The sequence below is a fragment of the Paraburkholderia adhaesiva genome, from assembly GCF_021390575.1.
Taxonomy (GTDB): Bacteria; Pseudomonadota; Gammaproteobacteria; order Burkholderiales; family Burkholderiaceae; genus Paraburkholderia; species Paraburkholderia adhaesiva.
In genome coordinates, this window is record NZ_JAJEJQ010000002.1 from 1,379,738 (window position 1) to 1,403,197 (window position 23,460).

Here is a 23,460-nt window from a genome sequence, read left to right on the forward strand (position 1 = left end):
CAGTTTGCCGGAGTTCCGGATTGCTCACACTTTTGCTGGCACACGCCGTCGCATTTCCGGTGTCGGTTCATGCCTTATCGTGCAAGGTCCACCGTGCGTTGCGAGGCCGCATATGCCGGGTCGTTGGCGCCGAGCAAGCGACGTTCCTGGAAATAAACGCAACGCAGCGCGCATCGCGTATATTCATTTCACTATTAGCGCTACACGTCATTCACAAAATTCTGGGGATCTCATCAATGAAGCCTCGCATTCCGCCACCCATCCTGATGCTGGCAGCGGCCGTCATCATGTGGGTTCTGCACCGCCGATTTCCGCTCGCTGTGTGGGTCGCCCCTCCATGGCACCAGTTCGGCAGTGTTGTGGCTGCCATCGGGATCGCGATTGGGGTGGCCGCTGTCGTGCGTATGCATCAGGCGCATACCACGACCTCTCCGATGGATCCGGGCAAGGCCTCATCGCTCGTGACGGACGGCGTTTTTCGTATCAGCCGCAACCCGATTTATCTGGGTATGGCGTTGCTCCTGATCGGCTGGGCAATCTGGCTCGGCAGTGCGAGTCCATGGGTCATTCCGCCGATATTCGTGGTTCTCATCACCGCCGTGCAGATCATTCCCGAGGAACAGGCGCTTGGCCAACGCTTCGGGGAACAGTACCGCGCTTATCAGAAACGCGTCGCGCGATGGATCGGCCGCCCCGTGTGACGCACTCGCAGATTGTGGCTGGCGAGCCGTGGTGACCCTGCCGCCAGATCTGCGCTACCAGACGCGCGAGACGCGTCGGTTATGCCCTTTCACGCCCTGTCCCAGGGCGGCACGCCCGCAAACGCATTGACCAGAAAATCGATTGCCGCGCGCACCTTCGCACTCACGTGACGACGGCTCGGATATAGTGCGAGCACATCGATATCCGGCAAGCGGTATTCAGGCAACACCCGAACGAGTCTGCCGGCGCGCAGGTCGTCTCCGATCAGAAACGTCGGTTGCCAGATCACGCCGTGCCCGGCGAGCGCCGCCGCTCGCGCTGTATCTCCGTTATTGGTATGCATGTGACAGTTGACTTCGACAGCGCGAACCTTGCCGTGGCTGTCCGTCAATTGCCATTTGTCTGCTGTCGCAGCGTACGTGTATCCGATGCATCGATGTCTGATCAGGTCGGCCGGTGATTCCGGATGCCCCCACGCGTTCAGATAGTCGGGAGACGCGCACAAGAAGTTTTTCGACGTCGCCAGTTTGCGGGCTGCATGGTCAGCCGTCCCCGCGCGCGAGATGCGAATGGCCAGATCAAAGCCCTCCTCCACGATGTCGACGACGCGGTCGATCAGCGCAATATCGAGTTCGACATCGGGATATCGCTGCATGAACTGCGGCCACAACGGCGCCAGATGCCGGATGCCGAAACTGACTGGTGCATTGATGCGCAGCCGTCCGCGTGGTTCGATCGACGTTGTCGACACCAGCCCCTCCGTTTCAGCGACGTCTTCGAGAATCGTCTTGCAGCGCGAATAAAGAGTCTCGCCGCCTTCGGTGAGAGACAGCTTGCGTGAGGTGCGATTGAGCAGCCGTGTGCCTAGATGCGCCTCGAGTTCATTGACATAGCGCGTGATGTTGGCGGGCGACGTTTCCAGCGCATCGGCAGCACGCGCAAAACTGCCCCGGTTGACCACGGTGACGAAGACTTCGAAGGCACGCAGGCGGTCCATTTCGAGCCCCGATCGTTCATAAAAGCTGAATGATACCGCCATTCATATCGTCTTTTTCAAGCAGTATGGAAACCCTATAGTCAGGTTCACGGAGCCGGCGCATTGGGCATCGGTCCACAACTGAAGCTGGAGATAGACATGCAACGCTTGACAGGAAAAGTCGCCATAGTGACGGGTGCCAGTGCAGGTATTGGCCGTGCCGCTGCAAAGTTGTTCGCTGCCGAGGGCGCCAAGGTCGTCGTGGCGGCGCGCCGCGAATCCGAACTCGATTCGCTCGTGACCGAAATTACCCGTGAAGGCGGCACGGCCGTATCGCTTGCCGGGGACGTGCAATCCGAAGACTTCGCGAAAGCGCTGGTTGCACGCGCGGTCGAGCGCTTCGGCCGTCTCGACATCGCCTATAACAATGCGGGGACGCTCGGCGAAATGGGCCCGTCAACGGAGATCTCGGAAGCGGGCTGGTCAGCTACGCTAGCCACCAACCTGACGAGCGCATTTCTCGGCGCCAAGCATCAGATTCCTGAAATGATCAAGCAAGGCGGCGGATCGATCATCTTTACGTCGACCTTCGTCGGCTATTCGTTCGCCTTTCCGCAAACAGCTGCTTATGCCGCCAGCAAGTCCGGTCTGATTGGACTGACACAGGCGCTCGCGTCCGAATTCGGGCCGCAAGGTGTGCGAGTGAATGCCATCCTTCCGGGTGCCGTGGACACTGACATGTATCGCGGTATGAATAACACCGCCGAATCGCAAGCATTCGTGACCGGCCTCCACGCGCTCAAGCGAGTCGCGAAGCCGGAAGAGCTCGCACGCGCGGCGCTCTATCTCGCGTCCGACGATTCGTCGTTCGTGACGGGCACGGCTTCGCTGGTCGACGGCGGGGCTTCGATTACGCGCACGTGAACCGATTGAAGCTTGATGGCCACACCCGGCTCTGAGTCGGGATAAGTGCAACAATTGACCCGTCGCGCGCTTTGAAACGCATCCTGGCAGGCGGAGGCGGACATGCTGAAGATCGCGAGGGAACGAATCGTGGCGGCAATGATGAGCACCATGCTCATCATTGGCTCCGCGCAGGCGCAATCACCATCGTTCGATTCGTTCACCCTTCCCGCCGGCAGCGCACCTCACGACGTCGCCCCGGCACCCGACGGCAACGTATGGTTCACGGCACAGGCACGCGGCGCAGTCGGGCGACTGGACCCGCGCAGCGGCAAGATCGACGTGATTTCCCTCGGCGATGGCGCGGCGCCGCACGGCGTGATCATCGGTCCTGACCACGCGGCATGGATCACAGAAGGCGGCTCGAACGCAATCGTGCGCGTCGACGGGAAGACGCTCGCCGTCACGCGTTTCGCGTTGCCGAAAAACCGTCCGGGCGCCAATCTGAATACAGCGGTCTTCGACAAGCACGGACATCTCTGGTTTACCGGGCAAAGCGGTATCTTCGGCGAACTCGATCCGGCGACCGCGCGAATGCGTGTTTTCGATGCACCTCGCGGGCCCGGCCCTTACGGCATCTGTGTCACGCCGGACGGCAGCCTGTACTTCGCCTCCCTGGCTGGCAGCTATCTCGGCCGCATCGATTCCGCGAGCGGCGCGGTTCAGGTCATAGAGCCACCGACGCCGGATCAAGGCGCACGCCGCGTATGGTCCGATTCGAAGGGGCGCGTCTGGGTCAGCGAGTGGAACGCGGGGAAAGTCGGCATGTTCGACACGGCGAGCCGTCAATGGCGCGAATGGCGACTGCCTGGCCAGGACCCACATCCGTACGCGATTTTCGTCGACGACCGTGACATCGTTTGGCTCAGTGACTGGGGCGCCAACGCGCTTGTGCGCTTCGATCCGCGAGCGGAGCGGTTCGACGTGTTCACCTTGCCGCGCCCGCACGCGAACGTTCGCCAGATGATGGGCCGGCCGAGCGAAGTCTGGCTGTCTGAATCCGGAACCGATCATCTGCTGCGCTATAGATCTCACGCAGCGGACGTCAGCAACCCGTGACATAGAGATTGCAGTGGCGCTGCCAAATCCGCGGAATGGGCAGTGATTGCTCAGGAAAACCGGAATTTCACGCTAGCGACGATGCTCATCACTAGTCGACTCGCTGGCGACGCTCGCGGATCGAGACGCCATTTCACTGCGTCCAGCATGCAAGAAAAAACCGCACCTGCAGTCCACGAATGGAACTGCAGGTGCGGTCTTCAGGATAGTGCCGGCGGCACGTCTCCCGGCGTCAACGCCCCGGTGGGCGCGACGCCGGCGCGGCCGACGATGCTCAGGACTGGTTCGGACGGATCGTCAGCGAGTTCTTGACCGACGTTACGCCTTGCACGCCCTTGGCGACTTCAGCGGCGTGATCGATCTGCGCCTGCTCGGGCACCGAGCCCTGCAGTTCCACGGCGCCGTCACGCGCACGCACGGTGATCTTCGCCACGTCGATCTTCTTGTCCTTGGCGAGGACACCGCGGACCTTGCGGCTGAGCGCGCGGTTAGCCGCCCTGGCCTGCTTCAGTTGCGCCTGAGACTGGTTGACCTGATGCTGCGCGGCCGCGGTCGGACCGCTAGCTGCGGGCGCAGCATCGCCCTGGGCATAGACCTGAAACGAAGCAGCCACAAGAGCCGTGGCTGCGGCCAGCTTGAATACCTGAATAGCCTTCATGCAGTTTCTCCTGTTGTTACTGTTTTATTGCTAACCCACCAACGAGCCGGTGCGCTACACCCGGTGAACTACACCATTTACTACGAAAAATCCGCACGACAAAAACGGCGCTCGGCGAGCGCCGCAATCTTTCGCGTTAACGTGTCCATTTGCGCAAGCGAGCGGCAGTCCCGCTCGATTTCCTCGCACAGTTCATACGAAGCCACGCTAATTATTGACCGGATCCAATTATAAGAATGTAAACCGCGCGATGCGGGGCAGGGAAAATGCGGCTGAATCACTAGCTTGCAATCGATCTCATCATAGAGTAGGAGCACGTTTGGTAGCCATAGGAATGTGGTCAAATCCCCGTCGTTGCCTTGTGGACCAGTCAATGAGCCGTCAACCACCGAACGTATTCGGCTCGCGTCGATGCGCATTTTCCCCATTGCGCTTGAAATGATGCGCATAGGGAGCGGATATCCAGCGGCACGAGCGCAAAAAAATGTGCCGGGTGTAGCGTAATCGCGACGCAGATTATGCCATCCGGTTTGTGCTCTGAAATAAAGCGACTACAGAATACCGATGGCCGTGGAAATCCATGTACGTTTTCCGGTTTCCAGTAAATCCGCGTATCAGCCAGAATCAGCACATCACCCCGATAGCCAACGAGAATACGCAAATCGGTATGCTTCTCGTCGAGCGGCGGCGCCGGTCACTGCAGGTCCAGCCGCCGCGTTCCCACGCTGCGGCTGGACACATCGCAAATACGGTCCACCGGTCCATCAGTCTCCGGCCAGTCATCAGCGGCCGTAGTGCGCCGTAAAGGACGCTTTACCCAGCAACTTGTCGCCCAGCCCCTTGTTCAAGGCGAAACCGTGGAGCGCAGCGGTACCGGTCTTCGGGATGCCGGCTGCCGCATACAGATCGCTCACAGCCAGGGCAAACAACGTGAAGACATAACGATGTGGCTTGTCGCCCACTGGCGGGCAGGGGCCGCCGTAGTTGCCATTGCCACCAGTCGTACCCGTATCCTGGTAGTCGTTCATACCGCCATTGGCACCAGCCGGCAGTCCGGACGCGGAATTACCGGCCCCCTGCGGCAGATGCGTCACGCTCGCGGGAATGTTATAGACCGTCCAGTGCCAGAAGCCGCTGCCAGTAGGCGCATCCGGATCGTAAACCTGTAGCGCGAATGATTTTGTGCCGGCCGGCGCACCCGTCCACACGAGAGCCGGCGATACATTTTCGCCCTTGCAGTCGAAACCTTTCAGCACGAACTTATCCGCAATTTTGCCGCCCGCGGCGATGTCGGGGCTAGACAGGATGAACTTGTCACCGGCCTGCGCGAAGGCAGGAGACAGCATTAGCGCAGACAAGCCAGCGAGAAACAGAGCCTTTGACGAAAGACGGCATTGGAGGTTCATGAGGTTCCTCTTGTGTCAGTGGCAAAGAGACTGCAGTGTGGGCTGAAGGTAGTACAAAAGCGCCATCGTCACCTCGATCCGCCTCAAGAGTAACGAAGTTAAAGACTCCTGCCAAATTTATCATGCGCTCGTCGCAAGATAAGTGAATACCCGGGATGCCACGATTGGTGCGCTAACCGCGTTTTGTTTTCCGGTTTTTCGTTTCTGGTTACGTTGGCGGCCCCTGCCAGCTATGCACCCAGGCTCAAACTTGTTCGTGCTCTGAGTAATCGTCTCGACATGCGCCGGCTCCCCCATATTGATGTGAACGGGAACATATCAACCCTGAGCTGCCAGATCAACGGTTCCGACTGCGCGACGCGTTTCATCCTGCGCGGCACTCCGAGTACCCCACGTTGTTTTGGGGGACCTGCCGGCCGATTTCGAGGAAAAACCGTGGAATCAAAACCGGCGGACCGCGAGGCTCGGCCATGAAAATGATCTCGCGCCTTTTGACGTGAAACGACGAGCCGTACGTGCCGAGCGAAAGCGGGACCGTGCAGGTGCCGGGCACGATGCGATCGACGCGCTGCACGAAAAGTATGCAGCAAGGCACCTTCTCATCTAGCGACGGGTTTCGTTTCGGGTATTTGTTGCGAGTGCAACGTGATGAGCGACTGACAAGCTGGGATATTGTCACTTAACTACTTAAAACAAACTATTGAAGACGTCGGTCGCAAGACGAAAAAAAGAGCCGGTGTGACAGGGTGGAGGAGTGACACACCGGCCTCTTCAATTGAAGAGTCAAACGGGAACAACTTAAATCCGCTGGAGAATTACACCTGAGACCACTACGAGACGATCAGAACTGGGTGAAGATACCGGCGATCGCACCGAATTGGCCTTGGCCGAAGTTCGGGTTGCCGTTGCCTTCGCCGACGTTCGGGTTGCCGCCGACCGAGAAGTTAGCCGTCGAGCTGTTCTTGGCGTAACCGGTTTCCACGTAGAGGAACGTACGCTTCGACAGGTTGTACGTGCTGCCCAGCGTGAACAGCGTACCGTTGCCGTTGCCGTTGTTCACGTTCGAGTGGTAGATACCAGCCGTCACAGCCGTAGCAGCGTTGACTTGCCAGTTCGCGCCAATCCAGCCGTAGTTGACGGCGGTCGGTGCGGACGCGCCCGGCGCCAGAGTCGTCGCGTTGAACGTCGCCGTGTTTTGTGCTGCTTGCGGTGCGCTCAGGTGTTCATAACCGTAGTACGCACGCACCGGTCCGAACGTCAGCGTGCCGCCAACCATCGCCATACGCGACGTCGAGAAGACGTTGCTGAACTGGCCGTTCACGTCACGCACTTCGTCATAAATCACGCGGACGTCGCCCATGCCGAACGTGTAGTACGCGCCGATACCGTTGGTGCGGCCGCCAGCCGAGACGCCAGCCGTGTTGACGCCCGTACCGACGTTCCAGCCACCCGTGCTGCCGAGCAGCGAGTATTGAGCCTTGAAGCTGAAGCCATTCCACGTCGGCGACGAGTATTCAGCTGCGCTCGTCGACTTCGCCCAGTTACGGCCACGAACCATCGAGAAGATCGAGAAATCCTGCATTTCCTGCGGGTCAGCACCCCAGGTATCCTGCGTGATTTCGCCGTCGCCGATGTTACCCATCTTGAACGTACCGTACTTGTCGTTGCTCAGGCCGACAGTCGCGTGACGATTGAACAGAGAGCTCGTGTTCGCGAGCGAGCCGTTGGTCGTGATAATTGCGCTTTCCAACTGGAAAATCGTCTTGGTGCCGCCGCCGAGGTCTTCAGCGCCCTGAAGGCCCCACCACGACTGACCCCAGAGGCCGCTGCCCATGCCGAACGAGTGGCTGTTGCCGTTGACGTTGTTCGTGTAGCTCAGACCGTTGTCGATACGGCCATACAGCGTCACGCTGCTTTGCGCTTGTGCGCCTGCCGCGATTGCGAACAGCGAAAGCGCCAGAACTCTCTTCTTCATTCGTCCTCCTAACCTTTGTCAAATGATCTCACCGCTTTTTTGAGTGCCAATTCTTGTTGGTATCTCAACCGCAGCTCTTTAGTTAAACAACGAAATGTTCTCGTCACATTTCGAGACAATTATAAAAATGCCAACGCGCATAACGGAGGCAGGGAAAACGCTGCCAACAAATACACTTGCAAGCGCTTTCATCATGCAGTAGCACCTGTCTTGTAGCCATGACCCAGTGGTCATATCGCCATCGACTCCCAAAGGATTCGTCCGGCGCCGCGCAGGTATTTCGTGGTTGTGCGAGAATGACCCGCATGCTCCCGTGCACGAGCACAAGAAAAAAATATTTCTCGCGTTGCCGAAAAACCACACCCCTCTATAAAGACAGCAAGCGGCTCGATGCGCGGTCCCGTTGTCCGCCGCAGACGCCGTTTCTCCGTCCCTGTCCGGGCGGTCAAAACACAAACCTGTGCGCGCATCGACTTCCGCGGAACCCGCCTTTCCGGTTACGCGGAAAGAATGGGTGCCGGAATGCTCCGGTACCCCGGTTTGTCGATAAGGAGGTAAATATGAAAACTGCTTTTGCATCGTCTCTCGCACTGGCCATTTCATGCTCGATCGTCCCCACAGCACACGCCGACTCCAGTCTCGCCAATCAGATCTACCGTGCCATGGGGAATAACGGCGTCACCACTTCCCACATGTTTGTGTTGACACAGGGAGGCGATGTGACGCTCGTGGGCCGGCTGCCGGAACTCCGGCAGGTGCAACTGGCCGACGAAGCGGCACACAGTGTTCCGGGCGTCACGTCGGTCAATAACCAGCTCACGGGCCTCGGCGGTGGGCGCACCGGTAGCAGCGCCGGCTCTCACTAGCCCTACCACGCGTGACGGCCGTGCAGCGGCCACAACGGCAAAAGGCCGGATCAGCCCCCAAAGGCGTCCGGCCTTTTTCTCATACGCAACAGCGCCAACAACCGGGTACCGCAAGCCCATTACCAGACCGTCTCCACGTGCGCTAGCTCGCGCAATCTGGCGTCCGGCGTAACCAGCCTCGTACCAAACGTGCGGGCAGTGGCAACGATCAGCCGCTGCTCACAAGACAGTTCCGGGGAAAGGGAGGCGGCCCTGAAAGCGATCTCAAGATCCGGCGGCACCATCGTCACGTAATCGACCGAAACGACGGTCGACAACCACGTCCGCGTGTCCATGGAAAGCTCAAGACGACCCTCATCGACGAACCGGATGACTTCGAGGACGCTAATCGTCGAAACGAGCATCTCGCCGCCGTCTTGTTCTTCGTCGATGGCAGATCGGGCAGCGGGCGTCAGAGCCTTGTCGTCACTCAGCCAGTAGATCAGCGCGAGTGTATCGACGGCGATCATAGGACTTCCTGCGGCTCCCGCAGTCCCTCAGGAACGCCCTTTGCGTTGAAATTCACGATCGATGCACGCACGACCTGCAGCGGGTCCCGGCGTTTGCTTCGATACGGGCGGATTTCGACGGTGGGATGTCCGCGGTCAGTGACCACGACGCTCTCCCCCAGCATTTCCACCTGTCTGAACAGCTCACACGCATGCGCTTTGAACGCGGCCTTCGATACCCTCTTTTCCATTGCTCATCTCCACCCACAAGAATTGATTTATTCGTTATATGAACCGGACGGCATGCGAGGTTGCCGATTTATTATGTAGTGCGAACTCCCAACATCTTTCAGCCCGCTGCCACTGCCTGCTGCTCTTCGTGCACAAATGCGATGGCCCTACCCTCCGAATCGAACAGCGTGACAGCCGGGATCGCGAACGAAAGTCCAATCTGCGATCCAACATCCAGATTCGGCGCACGACCGTCGACTCGCACCGCAACCGTTCTGGTCGAATCGGGCAAGCGGGCGTGCAGAATCGACACATCGCCGAGATGCTCGATCAGGTCCACGGTCGCGCCGATGCCCTGCCCCGGCGGCGTGATCGTGATGTGCTCGGGGCGCACACCGAGGGTCAATTCGGTTCCGATGCTGCCCCCGGCCCGTCCCCACAGCGAGACGAACTTGCGGCATTCAGCCAGTTCGATGACGGTCTGCGTATCGCTTTGAGAAACCAGACGCGCCGGCAGCAGATTCATCTTCGGCGAGCCCAGAAAGCCGCCAACGAAGAGGTTCGCGGGCTTGGCGTAAAGATCGAGTGGCGCACCGATCTGCTCGATGCTGCCCTTGTTGAAGACGACGATCTTCTGTCCAAGCGTCATCGCTTCGACCTGGTCGTGCGTCACGTAGATCATCGTCGTGCCGAGTTCGCGATGCAGCTTCGCCAGTTCGATCCGCGTCTGCACACGCAGCGAGGCGTCAAGGTTCGACAGCGGTTCGTCGAACAGGAAGATGCGCGGCTTGCGCACGATGGCACGGCCGATCGCCACGCGTTGCCGCTGTCCGCCCGAGAGAGCCTTCGGCTTGCGATCGAGCAGATGCGTGATCTGCAGAATTTCGGCCGCGCGTCCAACCGCCTGCTTGATCTCGGCTTTTCCCGTTCCGGACAGCTTCAGCGAAAAACCCATGTTTTCCGCAACGGTCATGTGTGGATACAGCGCGTAGTTCTGGAACACCATGGAGATGCCCCGATCTCGCGGCTGGAGATCGTTGACCCGCACACCATCGATGAGGATGTCGCCCGCACTTGCCGATTCGAGCCCCGCGATCATCCGCAGCATGGTCGATTTCCCGCATCCCGATGGGCCCACGAACGCCGTGAACTGACCATCCGGCACATGCAGATCGATGCCGTGGATCACCCGCGGTCCCTCTCCATATGTCTTTTCGACATTGCGCAATACAAGCTCGCCCATCTCTGTCTTCTCCTCATGTTCCTCTGCTGCAGCCCGCTAGACTTTCTTTGCCGTTCCCGGTACGGGCTGCCGCCACGGCCATCTTCAGTGGCACCGGCCAGACGCCTGCGCGTCGGGCCGGCGCTCAGGTCACGCCTGTACTGCGTTTGCTTGAGCCACGTGCTTCGCGATAACGTCCCTGTACCACAGAGCGCTGTCTTTCGGCGTACGTTGCTGGGTCGCGTAGTCCACGTACACCATGCCGAAACGCTTGTCGTATCCCGACGCCCATTCGAAGTTGTCCATCAGACTCCAGGCGAAATATCCGGCGACGTCGACGCCCTGACTAGCGGCATCCGCGAGCGCGGCGAGATGGCGGTCATAGAAGTCGATGCGATCGTTGTCGCGCACGCGTCCGTTCTCCAGGACATCCTTCGCGGCACAGCCGTTTTCCGTAATGAAAACCGGCGGCAGCTTGTAGTCCGCATTCAGTCGGGTCAGCAATTCAGTCAGACCCTGCGGATAGATTTCCCAGTCCATGTCCGTGAAGCCGAGTTCGCCCGGCGGCCGCTTTTCGCCCGAAGCGCTGGCGAAAATACGGGTGTAGTAGTTGATCCCGAGGAAATCCATCGGCGTGCCGATGATGTCGAAGTCACCGTCGCGAATCACGCCTTGCGGACCATTCTCCCCATACCACTTCAAGGCTTCTGCCGGATATTCGCCCTTGAAGATCGGATCCATGTACCAGCTCACGAACTTCGAGTACTCGAGCGACGCGGCGGCCTGATCTTCCGGCGAATCCGTCGCACCGTGCGCGGGCGACTGGTTGAGGACGATACCAAGCGGTGCCTTCAGGCCATCGGCGCGCAACGCCTGCAACGCGAGACCGTGAGAAAGCAGCAGGTGGTGCGCGACATTCGCCGCTTTCTTCAGGTTTGCATTGCCGGGGGCGAAATAGCCCGTGGCATTACCAAGCCACGCGGTACACCACGGTTCATTGTGCGTGGCAATCGAAGCGACCCGATCGCCCAGCACGCTGCCGATCTTGCGTGCGTAATCCGCGAAACGGTACGCCGTGTCGCGATTTTCCCAACCTTGCTGGGTCTCCTGCAACGCAAGCGGGAGATCCCAGTGATACAACGTCGCGAACGGCTGCATGCCGCGCTCGAGCAATCCGTCGACGAGGCGCTCGTAGAACGCGAGCCCCTTCTCGTTGAACGCGCCCTTGCCGTCCGGTTGAACACGCGGCCAGGCGATCGAGAAGCGGTAGGCCTTGATGCCCAGCTCCGCCATCATGTCGAGATCCTGTTCGAGCCGATGATAGTGGTCACAGGCCACGTCACCGTTTTCGCCGTTCACCACCTTGCCGGGAACCTTGCAGAAAGCATCCCAGATCGAGGGGCCACGACCGTCGTCGCTGGCTGCGCCTTCGATCTGATAAGAGCTCGTGGCAACGCCCCAAACGAAGTCATCACTGAATTTGTAGCTTTTCATTAAATTCGTAGTCCAAAGTTGTCTAACTATATGGGCAATCTGAATGAATTCAGGCACGCGGTGTCAGGCCTTCACGGCACCCGCCGTCATCCCGTCGATCAAGCGGCGCGAGGTGAAAGCGAACAGGATCAGCAGCGGCAAAACTGCGATCGCTGAACCGGCCATCACCGCACCCCAGTCGGAGTTGGTTGGACTCTGGAGAATCCGCAAAGCGAGCGGCAAGGTGTACATCGACGGCGAACGCAGCACCACGAGCGCGGAGAGGAAGTTATTCCACGCCTGAATGAAGCTGATCAGCCCCAGCGTTCCCAGCGCCGGCCCAAGCAGCGGCAGCACGACGGTCCAGTAGATACGCAACTCGCTGCAACCATCGATACGCGCTGCCTCGACAAGCTCGGACGGAATCGCACTGGAGATGTACTGACGCATCAGGAAGACACCGAGCGCGGCCGCAGCGCCTGGCACATACAGTGCGCGTGGCTGGTTGATCCAGCCGAGCAGGTCCATGGTCATGAACGTCGGAATCATGCTGAGAAACGGTGGCACGAGCATGCCCGTGAGTGCCACGGCAAACAGCGTCTTCTTGAAGCGGAATTCGTACATGGCAAACGCATAGCCAGCCATGGACGTCACCAGCAAGGTCAGCAGCGTCTGCAGCACCGACGTATACAAGCTCCAGCCCAGATTGCGCCAGAAGGGAATATGACGCATCAGCGACGCCATATTGTCCAGGAACGCGTTGCCAAACCAGAGCGGCGGCGGCATCGAGAAAATCTCGGAGCTGCTGTGCGTGGCGAACACGAACATGAAGTAGAACGGCGAGAACATCAGTACGGCGCCTGCCAACACAACGGCATAGCCGACAAAACGCGCCCGGTTGCGTGGTTGTTTCATTATTTCCCGGCCTCCTTCATGCCGCCGCGATTGAAGATACGCGTGTTGATCCACATGAGCCCGGTGATAGCGATAAACAACAGCCATGCGATCGAACTCGCGGTGCCGAAGTCGCCATCGTGGAAGGCCGTGCGATACATGTAGACCGCCGTGGTCAACCCGGATTGACCGGTGCCCATGCCATCGTTTGGCAGCAGGATGAACGGCTCTTCGAACAATTGCAGCCCGCCGATGATCGACAGCGTGACTGCAAGGAAAATCATCGGTTTGAGCAGCGGCAGGATCACGAGCCTGAATTGCTGCCAGCCGTTCGCACCATCGATCTTCGCGGCTTCGTAGAGCTCGCCCGGAATCGTCTGGAGCGCGGACAGATAGAGCACCGTGTTCCAGCCGACATAGCGCCAGAAGATCACGATCGAAACTGCGGGCTTCACATTCGCCGCGTTATAAAGCCATTCGATGTGATGCTCGGGCACGATCCAGTGCATGCCCGGCAGCTTCCCGATTTCGGCAATCGCAAGGTTGATCATGCCGAAGTCGGTCGAGTACAGCGACGAGAAAATCAGCGCAATCGCCACGCTCGACGTGATGAACGGCAGAAAATACAGGCCAACGACCAGATTGCGCCAGCGGCGAAAACAGGTTTGCAGAAAGAACGCCAGCGGCAGTGCGATCAGATGCTGCGGCAAGCCCGACGTGATCGCCATGAACGCCGTGTTGTACAGCGACTTCCAGAACCAGTGGTCGGTCAGCGTGAAAGCGAAATTCGACAGGCCCACCCACTTCATGCCGGCGAGTCCCGACGTCGCGTCCCAACTCTGGAACGACAGGAACAGTGAAAACAGCAGCGGAAATGCGATAAACGTCGCAAACAGCAGAAAGAACGGCGCGAGAAAGAAATATGGCGCGACTTTCTGCGGGTCAGCAAACAGGCGGCGGCGGCCGGCGACCGGCAATTGAAGCGCCTCGCGGGGCTGCAGCACGTTTGCTTCGGGTTCGGACATTAAGTCACTCATTTACGACTCCAACCTGACTGGCGCGGCCGGCTCGATACGCCGGCCGCGCGAGTTTCCCATCGGAAAATGCACTTAGTGCGCGGCTATTTTCAACGGCGGACGCGGTGCGCGATCTCGTCCTGGGCTTCCTGCAACGCGGTGTGGATGTCCTCGTTGTTGTCGACCACCTTGTCGAGCGCCGAGTGGACTGCTTCTTCCGCCACCTGGTCATACTTGCTGCGCTGGATCGACGGGATGTGCGAAGCGGCATCGCGCCAGATCACGCGAGCCTTTTCGCCACCGAGGAACGCCACGGGCTGCGCGAAGAAGTCGGACTTCTGCGCGGACAGGAGCGCCGGGAAGGCATCGATCGACTGGAACGAGTCGAGCTGGATGTCTTGACGGGTCGTCAGGAACTTGATGAATTCCCACGACAGCGCCTTCTGCGAAGCCTTCGCCGGGATCGAGTAGAACGTGCCGCCGAACGAAGCGTAAGCGCCGTTAGGCAGATTGGTCGCGCGCCACAGTCCCTTCGTGTCCGGTGCGAGCCAGCTCGACAGGTGGCCGCCGAGCCATGCGCCCATCATCTGGGTCGAAATGCTGCCGCGCTTGAAGCCCTCTGCCCATTCGTTCGACCACGGCGTGATCTTCGCGTCGAGGCCGAGTTCGCGCGTCTTCTTCGCAAGCTCAAAGGCTTTGATGAAGCGCGGCGACGTGACCACCGGATTGCCCTTCTTGTCGAAGTACACGCCATCGCCTTCCTTGAGGTCGGCACGGATGTAGATGTCTTCGATGTCGCGCGCCGAAGCCAGCAGATACGCGCCCGTGGCCTTCTTGATCTTCTGGCCAGCTGCCAGATATGAATCCCAGGAACGCGTCAGATCGGCCTCGGTCACGCCGGCCTTGTCGAGAATGTCCTTGCGATAGAACAGCGTGCCCGGACCAATGTCAGCCGGCATACCGACGATCGTGCCGTCTTCCGTCGTCGCCTGCGCGAACGTGTAGTGGATGAACTGATCCTTGTACTGGCCCGCGTTATAGGGCGCCTTCGCAAGATTCTCAAGACCACCGCCAGCGGCAAAGCGGCCAATGAAACCCACTTCGACGGCCATCACGTCCGGCAAATCGGAACCGGTCGCGAGCGCGGTCGTCATGGCGTTGTGGTGGTCGCCGATCGCGAGCGCCGACACCTGGACGTCGACGTCCGGATGAAGCTTCTTCCACGCAGGCAGCGCATCCTTGATTTCCTGGTCGAGCTTCGGGAAGACCGCAACCTTCAAGGTCGTGTTGGCGTAGGCGTTCGCCGCAGCAAATCCAAGCAATGCAGCGGTAGCAAGCACCGAAAAGCGATATTTCATTGACTGTCTCCTGTCGTTGACGAGTTGCTTCTTCTTGGTACAGCTTTTATGAAAGCGCTTTCATAACAATCACATGAAAGATTTGAAAGCGCTTTCACGACTGGGCGGCTATCGCCCGCGGCGGACTGAACCACCGCAAAATTAACCTGATGATGCTGCTCTGGATTCAGCTGAACGCGGTGCGCAAGTGGTTTCGCGCACGATCAAACTCAACGGCGCCGGAGTCGAGATAACGGGCTCCTTGCGGATCAGCGCCACGATCGCATCGGCAGCCTGGCGGCCGAGTTCATAGATCGGCTGACGCACCGTGGTGAGCGGCGGCGTGGTGTACAGCGAAGTCGGCACATCGTCGAACCCGACTAGCGAAACGTCTTCCGGCACGCGCAGGCCGCGTCGATAGAGCACGAGACGTGCGCCGTAAGCGGTCTGGTCGTTCGCGCAGAATACGGCGGTAAAGCCGACTCCACGCTCGATCAGGCGCTCCATGGCCGCTACGCCGCCGGTTTCGACAAAGTCGCCCTGCTCGACACGAATTGCGTCGAAGGGAATACCGGCCTCCTCGAGTGCCATGCGATAACCGACCAGGCGTTCAAGCGCGTCAGTGTGGTTTGCGGGGCCTGCAATAAAAGCAATTTTGCGGTGACCTTGCGCGATCAGATGCCTGGTTGCATCGAACGCGCCCTGCACGTTGTCGATAGGAAAACCCGCCAGCGACGGCCCTGCCTCGAGCGAGCGCCCCAGCACAACAATGGGCGTTTGCCGCGAGAATTCCTCTAGGCGGCTCTCATCAAGCTGACCATGCAGGATGATGATGCCGTCGACACGGCGCGCGATGAACTGCTCGACGCGCGTGCGCTCCTCCTCCACATTCCAGCGGCTGCTGACGAAAACGGGCGTGAGCCCTGGTTCGTACAGCGCCTCTTCAATGCCGCGCAGCCACTCTGCGTAAAACGGGCTCGCGACGGTTTGCGTCAGCACGCCAATGGTGTCGGTCCGGCCGCTGGCGAGACTGCGCGCCAGCACGTTCGGGCGATACCGGAACTGGGCAATCGCCTGCTCGACAGCCTGCCGTTTCTCAGACGAAACACGCACCGTGCCATTGAGGATCCGCGACACCGTGCTCGGAGAAACGCCGGCAGCGCGCGCGATCTCTTCGAGCGTGACGTTGGGCGGAGTGGGGTCGTCGGATAACATGGAACGGAGAATACTCGGCGTGAAAGCGCTTTCAAACGAGGGAAAACCCTTGAATTCGAAAAATTTTGTGACCGGTAACACGACGCCCCGTTCCGAGCCGGCGCGTCGGTTCGGGCCCTTTCTGTGCCGTGAAAAGACATCGTGCGCGCGGGAAGCGCCCGGGCGCTGCGGCCAGACTGCGGCTTTGCGCCGCGTGCAGCCCCATGCAACCCGGTGCGCGCACCGAAGGCTGCATCTCGCGTGCCGTTATCAGGCCGCTGCGGGCAATGCCACAGGCAACTGGCTCTGCAGATACGCTTCGAACTCGTCCCTCACCTCGGGGTGACGCAGCGCGAATTCCACCGTCGCCTTCAGGTAACCGAGCTTGCTGCCACAGTCAAAGCGCGTGCCAGTGTAGCGATAGGCCAGCACCTGCTCATCGGTGAGCAGCGACTGCAGTGCATCGGTCAGCTGCAATTCGCCGCCCGAACCCGGCTTGAGCGCGCGCAGATGATCGAAGATCGTGGGCATCAGCACGTAACGCCCCACCACGCCGAGATTCGACGGCGCCGCCTCGGGCGCGGGCTTCTCCACGATGCCCGAGAGCTTGAATACGTCCTCCTCCCATTCGCGGCCATCGACCACGCCATACGAGGCACTGTCCGCGCGCTCGATCGTTTCCACGCCCACCACGGAGCTGTGATAGTGGTTGAACGTATTCACGAGCTGCTTCATGACCGGCGTCGGACTGTACAGCAGATCGTCTGCGAGGATCACGGCGAACGGACTTTCGCCCACCAGTTTTTCCGCACACAGCACCGCGTGTCCAAGGCCCAGCGCCTCTGCCTGGCGAACGTAAAAGCAGTCCACGTTGGATGGTTTGATGCTGCGAACGAGATCGAGCAACTTGTCCTTGCGGCGCGCTTCGAGTTCGGCCTCGATCTCGTACGATTTGTCGAAATGGTCTTCAATTGCCCGCTTGCTTCGGCCGGTCACGAAAATCATTTCCGTGATCCCCGCCGCGATCGCCTCCTCCACCGCGTACTGAATCAGCGGCTTGTCGACGATCGGCAGCATTTCCTTGGGGCTGGCCTTCGTCGCGGGCAAAAAGCGCGTTCCGAGGCCTGCAACAGGAAATACCGCTTTGGTTACTTTCAGCATGATGTTCATTCCCAGATCGATCGTTTGAGTAACGGCCTCGCAGCAAGGCAAGCCCGGCGTCCCCGAAAACTGTAATGATGATGGCGCAACGTTTTTTGTATTGAAAAGGGTCGATTCCCGGCCTCGATCGGTGATAGCCAATAGCTAACCGATCACGAGACGCACAGGTAATTCAATTAAACGTGGACAACGCGGTCAGCGGCAATTATTTCCTTTCACCCCGTATGGACGGAATGAATTTCCTGCTTAATTGCCACATTCATTGCCGCGGTCAGATGGCGATCAGATGGAAATCGCGCGTGAATGAAGTCAAAGGTCAAGATGTTGAGTCTACTCGACATCATCGACGGTCGGCAACTTGCCAGAGCGCGCACGAACACGCCGAATCGGCTCATTTCTCAGGGCCTCGCGGTACGCAGACACCGCAGCCAGTATCAACAGCACGGCAACGCCGGCAAGCAAATGCAGATTCATCGAAATCTCCAGCGACCATAGAAGCCGCATCCAAAATAGCATCACAAATTATTCAAATAAACCTGTTTTACAGAACAACCATTTATTTCCATATTTTAATTTTCCAGATCGATATTCAACATGACGACGTAGAATACATTTTGAAAATCTTTCGCATAATTTCGGCGTGCGGCATCCCTATGATCGCGAGGTATCTTGAGGAAACTGCACACCGATGAGCGATCCCGTACTCGAATCCGCCCTGCTGCCAGCATCCGCCGTGCCCGCCGCGCCTACACGCCACGTCGCCGGGACCGCCGGAGTAATAGCCAGCGAGCACCTGATCGATGCACTGCGCGGCTTCGCGGCCTTGCTGGTCGCGTATTTCCATTGCCGCCAGGTCACGTGGATCGGCATGGAGGCCTTCCACCACTCGCACGCGAGCCTTGCCGAACCCAGCTCGATCGCTGCCTGGCTCACGCTGCCAGTAGCATGGGGATCGGCGGGTGTGCCGATTTTCTTCGTCATCAGCGGCTATTGCATCCATCGCAGCGGCGCGGCTCGCCTCGTTGCGAATCCGGATTTCCGTCTCGATGCGCGGCAATTCTGGCTGCGCCGCCTCGTGCGCATCTATCCCGTGCTGCTGGCAGCGCTACTGCTGACGTTCGCCGCCGACTCGATCAGCCTCACGCTGTCGCCGGTTAGCCACAAAATTCTCGATATCGGGCCGCGTGCATTTCTCATCAATCTGTTCTCGTTGCAAGGCGTGGCTGGCAAGACGTACGGCTCGAACGGCGCGCTTTGGACGCTATCGCTCGAAGTGCAGTTTTATCTGCTCTACCCGCTCGTCTTCGCACTGCGCCGCCGCTTTGGCCTCGCTGCCATCGTCGCGGGCATCGCGGCGATCAACGTCGTATCGGCATTGACGCTGCAGCGGCACGACCTCACGTTCTTCACGTCGTACTGGTTTTCGTGGATTCTTGGCGCATGGATTGCTGAAGCGCGCCTGCGCAACTCCCCTGGCATTCCATTCGCCTACGCCACCGCCACGCTGCTCGCGGCAGCCGGGTGCGTAGCGTTCCACTTCGGCCAATATGGCGCGTTCCAGCTCTGGTCGCTTGCCTTTGCGTGCTATCTCGTCAAGGCGCTGTCGCGTCCGTTCGTGCCGGGCCGAATCGTGACGCCGATATTCTCGAAGATCGGCGACTTCAGTTACTCGCTCTATTTGATCCACCTGCCGCTCTTCGTGCTGCTCGCCTCGCTGCTCTATCGCTCTGCACTGCAGCCTTCCATCTGGCCGTCGTTTGGCTTCACGCTGAGTGTTTTGCCCGTCGCGTGGATCTTTTATCGCCTGTTCGAACGGCCAGCTCAGAACGCTGCTGCGCGGCTGCGGCGGCGCACTGCTTGACGCGCCGCCCCAAGGCGGTACGCACTTAACGTTGACGACGGCGGCGCTTCGCGACCGCGTCCAGCACGCGCTCCACGGCCCCGACGTACTGCACCTTGCCGAAACGCGCACGCGCCGTAGCCAGCCCGCCAGCCGCGAGCCGCGCGCGCAATGCGGGATCGTCGTGCAGCGAAGAGAGCGTGGCGGCCAGTTCGGCGGCGTCACCGGGCGTGCACAGCAGACCGCTCTCGCCATGCTCCAGGATTTCGGTCACGCCGCCTTCACGTGAAGCCACCACCGGGCGCTGCGCCAACATACCTTCAACCACGACGCGGCCAAAAGGCTCCGGCGTGATTGACGTGTGGGCAATCACATCGACGGCACGCATGCAGGCCGCAATGTCGCGACGAAAGCCAAGGAAGTGCACGCGCGCCGAAAGCCCATGCGTTTCGACGAACGCGCGCAGCTCCGCCTCATAGGCGTCTTCGCCGAAGAGCGGCGCCCCAACCAGCACCGCATGCATGCGCGTGTCGATGAGGAGCGCTTCAAGCAGGATGTGTTGCCCCTTCCAACGCGCAAGGCGACTAAATGCACCGACCAGAAAGGCGTCCTCTGGCAGACCGATTTCCTGGCGCAACTGCCGCTGCGCAACCTGTTCGATAGCGATGAATGGGGCTTCGTCTACGCCGTTGTGCACGACGTCGATACGTCGAGTATCGAAGCCGGTCAGTTGCTGAAACACGCGTGCGGAGGCGTGCGAGTTCGCAATTACATGCGCGAGGCCGAGCTTCGCGCAGGCCTTGATGACCGAGCGTTGGACACGACCGAAGTGCTCCGCGCTCACGATGTCACGCAGGTGCCAGACCACCGGCTTGCGCGCGAACCGTCCGGCGAGCACACCGATCACCATTGCACGCTGCGTGTTGGCATAGAGCACGTCCGCGTCGCGTGCGCGGCTCCGCGTCTCACGCACAAGCGACGCGATGCCAGCCAGCACGCCAAGCCGTGGCGCCGGTCCGCCATCGCGCCTCAGGTGGCGCAACGCGCCGGAATCCAGCACGTCGACGCGCGCGCCAGCGGCGGCGAGCGCTTCGCGGAAAGGCCCATCGTTGAACAGCAAAACGTCGATGCGTGTACGCAGCCCCTTCACCACTTCGAGCAGCGAAAGCTCCGCACCGCCGAGCACGCCACTCTGGTCGATGGCGAGTACACGTGGTGCGTCGTCGGCCGTATCGTCGGAGCGCGTCGGCGGCGCCGGAATGGCACGCGCAACATCACGGGCCGAAATCTCCGGCACCGCCTCTCTCACACGCGCCAGCAATTGCTCGCGGAAATGCGCGGCGGAAAAGCGCTCCGCATTCACGCGGCAATCCTCCGCGCGGATACGGCCGGGATCGCGCTCGAATGTATTGACGGCTGCGATGATCGCCTCCGCACTTTGCTCCGCGAAAAAGAGACCGGTGGGCCGTGAAGTGTCGCGCACCGTTTCCAATGCGCCGCCCTTGCCGTAAGCGATGACGGGCGTGCCGCACGCCTGCGCCTCGACCACGGAGATGCCGAAGTCCTCCTCGGCCGCAAACACGAAAGCCCTCGCGCGCCGCATTCGATCGTGCAGCACCGCAAACGGCTGATACCCCATGATTTCGACGTTCGGCGTCGCTTTCGCGCGAATCTTGTCCATGTCGGGGCCATCGCCAATCACGACAAGCTTGCGCTCCGGCATTCGCGCGAACGCTTCGACGATCAGATCGATCTTCTTGTACGGTACGAGTCGCGACGCGGTTAGATAGAAATCCTCCTTCTGCATCGCGAGTTCGAATGCATCGATGGCGACGGGTGGATACACGACAGCCGCCTCACGCTGATACACCTTGTGAATACGGCGCGCGATGAATTGCGAATTGGCGACGAATTGATCAACCGAATTCGCAGTACGCACGTCCCAGTTGCGGATGTAGTGAAGGATGAGCCGCGCCATCGCAGACTTGGGTCCATGTGTGAGCTGCGATTCCTGCAGATATTGATGCTGGAGATCCCACGCGTAGCGGATCGGCGAGTGGACGTAGCTCAGATGAAACTGGTCCGGTCCCGTCAACACACCCTTGGCCACGGCGTGGCTACTCGATATCACCACGTCGTAGGCTGAGACGTCGAGTTGCTCGATGGCCAACGGCATTAGCGGCAGCCACGCACGATACTTCTTGCGCGCAAACGGCAGTTTCTGGATGAACGACGTCGTGACCTTTTTGCCGCGCAGGAACGCGCGGTCTTTATCGTCGACAAAATCGACGACAGCAAAGAGATCGGCCTCGGGAAAACAGTCGATGATCTGTTCAAGCACGCGTTCCGCGCCGGCATACGTGACCAGCCAGTCATGCACGATCGCCACGCGTGGCGTTTGCTTCAAGCGCGCAGGCCTTAGCGCCGTCACAACTGCGGCTTCACCGCGTTTCGATGCGGATGTTACGCGCCGCATTGAAGGTGCGGCGTTACGTTCGGACGTCGCCGCTTCGTCAATCAGTTCGTGACTCATGCGCTTTTCCGTGAATTCAAACGAAACAAAAAAGAACGGGCGTAGCCACGCAACATCGGCGTGCTAGCCACCGACCACACAATATTCGCCGCCGACAACACCACGCCCGCGCCGATGGCGTAGATCGCGGCTGGCAACCACCACGCCATCGCAAGCGCAGCCGCGAGGAAACTCAGATGCGCGAACATATCGACGAGAATCGTGCGGGTGCGAATGCGTGCCAGACGTAGCAACACGAGGTAGTCGAAGAGCGCACGCGCGAGCACCGCTGCAGCCGCACCGGGCAGACCGTAGTGATCGATACCGAACCACAGCAGCCCGGCGAACAACGGCAACTCGACGAGCCCGACACGCGCTGTTGCCGCCGGATTGTTCTGCGCCTGGATCAGCACGCGGGTGACGCTGGCCTGCCCGACCAGCCAGACAGCCACGATCAGCACGCGGCCTACGGGTGCGCCGTGTTCCGCGAGCACCGGCCCGACCCACGCGCGCAGGAACGGTTCAAGCACGACGATCGCGCCGATTGCTACCGGCGTGAATACCGCGTTGAGAAACTGCAGCGATTGCGCGGCGATCTCGTCGGCATGGTCGCGGCGCAGCGCGGAAAGACGCGGAAACAACGTGCGCACGAGCGCGTTCGGCACGAGGTTAAGGCGCGTGACGAGGTTTTGCGGCACCGTGTAGTAGGTAACGAAACGCGCGCCGAGACCCGCACCCAGCATCAGGCGGTCGAGCGAATCGGCCACCATGCCCATGACGCTCGCGACCAGCATCCAGCCACCAAAGTTGAAGAGTGCCTTCGACGTATCGAAGCGCGGACCGCGCAACGTATGGATGCTAAGCACCCGCAGCGCCGAGCGCCCCAGCAACACGCCCGCGATGACTCGCGCGAACACGGCGGCAGCAAGCACGGTTTGCAGGTTCGGCGCAATGGCCCACGCGGCGGCGAGCGGCAGCAGCTGAAACAGAAATGTCCCGAGCGTCTGATTCGTGTTGTAGATGCCGAAGCGCTCGGCGCCATTGATGGCGCCCGCGAACACCCACGAAACATTCGCCACAGGAATCGCGACGGCGAGCCACGGCAGCGCGAGAAACACCTCGTGACGCAACGCGGACGAAACATGCGAGAAATACGCCGTGTAGAGCGCGCCGCCCGAATAGATCAGCAATCCACCGATCACGCCGGTCGTGAAGTTGAGCCAGAAAGCACTCCAGAAAACGCGCTCGCAAGCCTCGGCGTCGCCGGACGCATGCGCCTTCGAAATGTGATTCTGCGCTGCCATGCTCATGCCGAGATCGAGCACGCTGAAATAGCCGATCAGCGTCCACACGAGCGCGACCACGCCATAGCGCTCGACGCCGAGCAGGCGAATATACGAGGGCACCGTGACCAGCGACACGAAGGTCGGCAGCACGAGGCCGAATAGATTGATCGCGACGTTACGCAGTATTGCCTTGTCCATGCA

Annotated in this window: 21 protein-coding genes; 6 read left to right on the forward strand and 15 right to left on the reverse strand. The window is 60.1% G+C overall.

Going from position 1 to position 23,460, the window contains the following annotated elements; translation table 11 throughout:
- The first annotated feature begins 20 nt into the window (after positions 1-20).
- Positions 21-701, forward strand: a complete 681-nt coding sequence (locus L0U80_RS21840; protein WP_233869921.1) for a methyltransferase family protein — start codon at positions 21-23, stop codon at positions 699-701.
- Positions 702-790: 89 nt separating this feature from the next.
- Here L0U80_RS21840 and L0U80_RS21845 read toward each other — a convergent pair whose 3' ends face one another.
- Complete coding sequence (locus L0U80_RS21845; RefSeq protein WP_233871517.1) at positions 791-1,699, reverse strand: LysR family transcriptional regulator; 909 nt, start codon at positions 1,697-1,699, stop codon at positions 791-793.
- 138 nt (positions 1,700-1,837) lie between these two features.
- Between L0U80_RS21845 and L0U80_RS21850 the strand changes: the two genes are divergently transcribed.
- A complete protein-coding gene (locus L0U80_RS21850) occupies positions 1,838-2,602 on the forward strand; it encodes an SDR family oxidoreductase (RefSeq protein ID WP_233869924.1) in 765 nt (254 codons plus the stop codon).
- Positions 2,603-2,704: 102 nt separating this feature from the next.
- Positions 2,705-3,700 (forward strand): Vgb family protein, encoded by a 996-nt coding sequence (locus L0U80_RS21855; protein WP_233869927.1) that lies wholly within the window; start codon positions 2,705-2,707, stop codon positions 3,698-3,700.
- A gap of 274 nt (positions 3,701-3,974) precedes the next feature.
- On the opposite strand, the gene L0U80_RS21860 is transcribed toward L0U80_RS21855, so the two are convergent.
- The 3 genes from L0U80_RS21860 to L0U80_RS21870 form a co-directional block, all read right to left on the reverse strand.
- Complete coding sequence (locus L0U80_RS21860) at positions 3,975-4,358, reverse strand: BON domain-containing protein (protein ID WP_233869930.1); 384 nt, start codon at positions 4,356-4,358, stop codon at positions 3,975-3,977.
- 782 nt (positions 4,359-5,140) lie between these two features.
- A complete protein-coding gene (locus L0U80_RS21865; protein WP_373322246.1) occupies positions 5,141-5,764 on the reverse strand; it encodes a YbhB/YbcL family Raf kinase inhibitor-like protein in 624 nt (207 codons plus the stop codon).
- A gap of 841 nt (positions 5,765-6,605) precedes the next feature.
- The gene (locus tag L0U80_RS21870) at positions 6,606-7,739 is read right to left on the reverse strand and encodes a porin (protein WP_233869933.1); all 1,134 of its coding nucleotides are present in this window, start codon (positions 7,737-7,739) and stop codon (positions 6,606-6,608) included.
- Positions 7,740-8,299: 560 nt separating this feature from the next.
- Here L0U80_RS21870 and L0U80_RS21875 point away from each other — a divergent pair.
- Complete coding sequence (locus L0U80_RS21875; RefSeq protein WP_233869936.1) at positions 8,300-8,605, forward strand: BON domain-containing protein; 306 nt, start codon at positions 8,300-8,302, stop codon at positions 8,603-8,605.
- Positions 8,606-8,724: 119 nt separating this feature from the next.
- Here L0U80_RS21875 and L0U80_RS21880 read toward each other — a convergent pair whose 3' ends face one another.
- The 9 genes from L0U80_RS21880 to galU all read right to left on the reverse strand — a co-directional run bounded on the left by L0U80_RS21880 (position 8,725) and on the right by galU (position 17,621).
- Positions 8,725-9,114 (reverse strand): type II toxin-antitoxin system VapC family toxin, encoded by a 390-nt coding sequence (locus tag L0U80_RS21880; RefSeq protein ID WP_233869940.1) that lies wholly within the window; start codon positions 9,112-9,114, stop codon positions 8,725-8,727.
- Positions 9,111-9,344: a type II toxin-antitoxin system Phd/YefM family antitoxin gene (locus L0U80_RS21885; RefSeq protein WP_233869944.1), complete on the reverse strand. Its 234-nt coding sequence runs from the start codon at positions 9,342-9,344 to the stop codon at positions 9,111-9,113. The genes L0U80_RS21880 and L0U80_RS21885 overlap by 4 nt, the downstream gene beginning before the upstream one ends.
- A 98-nt stretch (positions 9,345-9,442) precedes the next feature.
- Positions 9,443-10,567, reverse strand: a complete 1,125-nt coding sequence (locus tag L0U80_RS21890) for an ABC transporter ATP-binding protein (protein ID WP_233869947.1) — start codon at positions 10,565-10,567, stop codon at positions 9,443-9,445.
- A 129-nt stretch (positions 10,568-10,696) separates the two neighbouring features.
- Positions 10,697-12,040, reverse strand: a complete 1,344-nt coding sequence (locus L0U80_RS21895) for a GH1 family beta-glucosidase (RefSeq protein WP_233869950.1) — start codon at positions 12,038-12,040, stop codon at positions 10,697-10,699.
- Positions 12,041-12,103: 63 nt separating this feature from the next.
- A complete protein-coding gene (locus L0U80_RS21900; protein ID WP_233869953.1) occupies positions 12,104-12,934 on the reverse strand; it encodes a carbohydrate ABC transporter permease in 831 nt (276 codons plus the stop codon).
- Entirely contained in the window at positions 12,934-13,950 is a 1,017-nt protein-coding gene (locus tag L0U80_RS21905) for a carbohydrate ABC transporter permease (RefSeq protein WP_233869957.1), read from the reverse strand. Before L0U80_RS21905 ends, L0U80_RS21900 begins: the two co-directional genes overlap by 1 nt.
- Positions 13,951-14,039: 89 nt before the next feature.
- Positions 14,040-15,287 carry an ABC transporter substrate-binding protein gene (locus tag L0U80_RS21910; RefSeq protein ID WP_233869960.1) on the reverse strand — a complete coding sequence of 416 codons (1,248 nt, stop codon included), beginning with the start codon at positions 15,285-15,287 and terminating at the stop codon, positions 14,040-14,042.
- A gap of 141 nt (positions 15,288-15,428) precedes the next feature.
- Complete coding sequence (locus tag L0U80_RS21915; RefSeq protein WP_233869964.1) at positions 15,429-16,481, reverse strand: LacI family DNA-binding transcriptional regulator; 1,053 nt, start codon at positions 16,479-16,481, stop codon at positions 15,429-15,431.
- Positions 16,482-16,730: 249 nt separating this feature from the next.
- Positions 16,731-17,621, reverse strand: a complete 891-nt coding sequence (galU, locus tag L0U80_RS21920; RefSeq protein WP_233869968.1) for a UTP--glucose-1-phosphate uridylyltransferase GalU — start codon at positions 17,619-17,621, stop codon at positions 16,731-16,733.
- 299 nt (positions 17,622-17,920) lie between these two features.
- Here galU and L0U80_RS21925 point away from each other — a divergent pair, with 299 nt between their 5' ends.
- Positions 17,921-18,313 carry a hypothetical protein gene (locus L0U80_RS21925; RefSeq protein ID WP_233871587.1) on the forward strand — a complete coding sequence of 131 codons (393 nt, stop codon included), beginning with the start codon at positions 17,921-17,923 and terminating at the stop codon, positions 18,311-18,313.
- Positions 18,310-19,482, forward strand: a complete 1,173-nt coding sequence (locus L0U80_RS21930; protein ID WP_233869972.1) for an acyltransferase family protein — start codon at positions 18,310-18,312, stop codon at positions 19,480-19,482. Before L0U80_RS21925 ends, L0U80_RS21930 begins: the two co-directional genes overlap by 4 nt.
- A 25-nt stretch (positions 19,483-19,507) precedes the next feature.
- On the opposite strand, the gene L0U80_RS21935 is transcribed toward L0U80_RS21930, so the two are convergent.
- On the reverse strand, positions 19,508-21,994 hold the full coding sequence (locus L0U80_RS21935; protein WP_233869975.1) for a glycosyltransferase family 4 protein: 2,487 nt from the start codon (positions 21,992-21,994) through the stop codon (positions 19,508-19,510).
- Positions 21,991-23,457: a flippase gene (locus L0U80_RS21940; RefSeq protein WP_233869978.1), complete on the reverse strand. Its 1,467-nt coding sequence runs from the start codon at positions 23,455-23,457 to the stop codon at positions 21,991-21,993. The genes L0U80_RS21935 and L0U80_RS21940 overlap by 4 nt, the downstream gene beginning before the upstream one ends.
- Between the last annotated feature and the right edge of the window lie 3 nt (positions 23,458-23,460).

Excerpts from the sequence above, each read along its gene's own strand:
- L0U80_RS21845 (WP_233871517.1), bottom strand. The coding sequence starts at position 1,699 with ATGGACCGCCTGCGTGCCTTCGAAGTCTTCGTCACCGTGGTCAACCGG.
- L0U80_RS21850 (WP_233869924.1), top strand. The coding sequence starts at position 1,838 with ATGCAACGCTTGACAGGAAAAGTCGCCATAGTGACGGGTGCCAGTGCA.
- L0U80_RS21855 (WP_233869927.1), top strand. The coding sequence starts at position 2,705 with ATGCTGAAGATCGCGAGGGAACGAATCGTGGCGGCAATGATGAGCACC.
- L0U80_RS21860 (WP_233869930.1), bottom strand. The coding sequence starts at position 4,358 with ATGAAGGCTATTCAGGTATTCAAGCTGGCCGCAGCCACGGCTCTTGTG.
- L0U80_RS21865 (WP_373322246.1), bottom strand. The coding sequence starts at position 5,764 with ATGAACCTCCAATGCCGTCTTTCGTCAAAGGCTCTGTTTCTCGCTGGC.
- L0U80_RS21870 (WP_233869933.1), bottom strand. The coding sequence starts at position 7,739 with ATGAAGAAGAGAGTTCTGGCGCTTTCGCTGTTCGCAATCGCGGCAGGC.
- L0U80_RS21875 (WP_233869936.1), top strand. The coding sequence starts at position 8,300 with ATGAAAACTGCTTTTGCATCGTCTCTCGCACTGGCCATTTCATGCTCG.
- L0U80_RS21880 (WP_233869940.1), bottom strand. The coding sequence starts at position 9,114 with ATGATCGCCGTCGATACACTCGCGCTGATCTACTGGCTGAGTGACGAC.
- L0U80_RS21885 (WP_233869944.1), bottom strand. The coding sequence starts at position 9,344 with ATGGAAAAGAGGGTATCGAAGGCCGCGTTCAAAGCGCATGCGTGTGAG.
- L0U80_RS21890 (WP_233869947.1), bottom strand. The coding sequence starts at position 10,567 with ATGGGCGAGCTTGTATTGCGCAATGTCGAAAAGACATATGGAGAGGGA.
- L0U80_RS21895 (WP_233869950.1), bottom strand. The coding sequence starts at position 12,040 with ATGAAAAGCTACAAATTCAGTGATGACTTCGTTTGGGGCGTTGCCACG.
- L0U80_RS21900 (WP_233869953.1), bottom strand. The coding sequence starts at position 12,934 with ATGAAACAACCACGCAACCGGGCGCGTTTTGTCGGCTATGCCGTTGTG.
- L0U80_RS21905 (WP_233869957.1), bottom strand. The coding sequence starts at position 13,950 with ATGAGTGACTTAATGTCCGAACCCGAAGCAAACGTGCTGCAGCCCCGC.
- L0U80_RS21910 (WP_233869960.1), bottom strand. The coding sequence starts at position 15,287 with ATGAAATATCGCTTTTCGGTGCTTGCTACCGCTGCATTGCTTGGATTT.
- L0U80_RS21915 (WP_233869964.1), bottom strand. The coding sequence starts at position 16,481 with ATGTTATCCGACGACCCCACTCCGCCCAACGTCACGCTCGAAGAGATC.
- galU (WP_233869968.1), bottom strand. The coding sequence starts at position 17,621 with ATGCTGAAAGTAACCAAAGCGGTATTTCCTGTTGCAGGCCTCGGAACG.
- L0U80_RS21930 (WP_233869972.1), top strand. The coding sequence starts at position 18,310 with ATGAGCGATCCCGTACTCGAATCCGCCCTGCTGCCAGCATCCGCCGTG.
- L0U80_RS21935 (WP_233869975.1), bottom strand. The coding sequence starts at position 21,994 with ATGAGTCACGAACTGATTGACGAAGCGGCGACGTCCGAACGTAACGCC.
- L0U80_RS21940 (WP_233869978.1), bottom strand. The coding sequence starts at position 23,457 with ATGGACAAGGCAATACTGCGTAACGTCGCGATCAATCTATTCGGCCTC.